Source organism: Oscillatoria salina IIICB1 (genome assembly GCF_020144665.1).
Taxonomy (GTDB): Bacteria; Cyanobacteriota; Cyanobacteriia; order Cyanobacteriales; family SIO1D9; genus IIICB1.
Genome location: NZ_JAAHBQ010000143.1, coordinates 1 through 1,312, shown reverse-complemented (window position 1 = coordinate 1,312; position 1,312 = coordinate 1). Strand labels below are relative to the sequence as shown.

Annotated in this window: 1 protein-coding gene and 4 tRNA genes; all 5 read right to left on the bottom strand. The window is 46.1% G+C overall.

Annotation, left to right across the window (positions count from 1 at the left end; genetic code table 11):
* Positions 1–11 precede the first annotated feature (11 nt).
* Positions 12–83, bottom strand: a tRNA-Asn gene (locus tag G3T18_RS24505).
* Between the two features lie 80 nt (positions 84–163).
* Positions 164–250: transfer RNA gene (locus tag G3T18_RS24500), tRNA-Ser, on the bottom strand.
* 89 nt (positions 251–339) lie between these two features.
* Positions 340–410: transfer RNA gene (locus tag G3T18_RS24495), tRNA-Ala, on the bottom strand.
* Between the two features lie 8 nt (positions 411–418).
* On the bottom strand, positions 419–865 hold the full coding sequence (locus G3T18_RS24490) for an NADAR family protein (RefSeq protein WP_224413217.1): 447 nt from the start codon (positions 863–865) through the stop codon (positions 419–421).
* A 332-nt stretch (positions 866–1,197) separates the two neighbouring features.
* Positions 1,198–1,270, bottom strand: a tRNA-Arg gene (locus G3T18_RS24485).
* Between the last annotated feature and the right edge of the window lie 42 nt (positions 1,271–1,312).

The following is a 1,312-nucleotide window of genomic DNA, read 5'->3' as shown; positions in this document are numbered from 1 at the left end:
TAACTGACAAACTCCCCGACTTGGACTCGAACCAAGAACCCTCCGGTTAACAGCCGGATGCTCTACCATTGAGCTATCGAGGAATAAATCCACGGGAAGGTACTGCCCCTTCTACCTCTGCGTTATCAGCACAGTGCCTCGCTTCTCGGCTTCCGGTGGAAAAAGGAAGGTGGAAGAATCGAACTCCTACGACATCGCTGCCGTACTACAGTTTTCAAAACTGCTTGCCATCCATTCGGCAGCACCTTCCATGAGGGTGTCTGACGGGAGTTGCACCCGCTAATAACTAGCTTCACAGGCTAGCGTCTCCACTACTTCGACTTCAAACACCAAATTGAGTGGAAACTAGGGGAGTTGAACCCCTATCCCGACTGTGCAAGAGTCGTATGTTCCCGTTACACCAAGTCCCCAGAAAAAGTTATTGCTGAGTTAAAATTTCTCGTACTTGCATTAAAATTTGCCCTAATTTGTTTTTACCGCTACCATCTTTCCCACAGCCCCAGTAGTAGTCACCAGGTGCATTTTCGACAATTAAATTATCGCCTGTGGCAAGAAGAATTTCGCGCAATTCTGGGTGAGTGGTAAACTTTTTCAGGACACCTTGGTACATGATTTCGTCCTTAACTTGTTCCCAATCAAGACGCAAAGGATGTTCGCGCGATCGCCCCATTTTCGCTGCGTCTTTTGGTGTTTTCGCTGTACGGATTTTCTCAAACCAAGCAGGGTCAGTATTAACGAACTTTTGCGCTTGAAAATAATGTTCGCTCGTTGTCCACCAATAGCCGTCTAACTCAAAACCATGTGGAGAAAAGTTAGAAAAGCAACCATAGGGTTGAGTACGGCTGCCATAGAAATAGATAGTCATGAGATGATAACTTAGTAATTAAAAATAGCGATTAGGCGATCGCGCCGATAGCGTGCAAGTTATCAGAGCATTGCGCTTTCTCAGATACTCAGGGACTCCGCCGATGAGTTGTTACACACTCTTTAAAGGATGGCTACCTCTAAGCCAACCTGCCGGGTTCTTCGTTTTTCCCTTTCCCACGCGCCTACCCATTTGAGGGTAGCACCATTCCTCTCGTACTTAGTATGTAGGCTCTTGATAGTTAGGTCACGCCGATACGCGATCGCTGTTTAGCTTGAAAAAACAATAACAATGAAAACAATCACCTCCTCTAAAATTTACAAAAATTTTCACGTCTCCACCAGGACTTGAACCCGGAACTCTCAGCTTAGAAGGCTGCTGCTCTATCCTTTGAGCTATGGAGACATCATAGTCTTGACACCGAATCGAACCTGCGACATCTTGTTT

Excerpts from the sequence above, each read along its gene's own strand:
- G3T18_RS24490 (WP_224413217.1), bottom strand. The coding sequence starts at position 865 with ATGACTATCTATTTCTATGGCAGCCGTACTCAACCCTATGGTTGCTTT.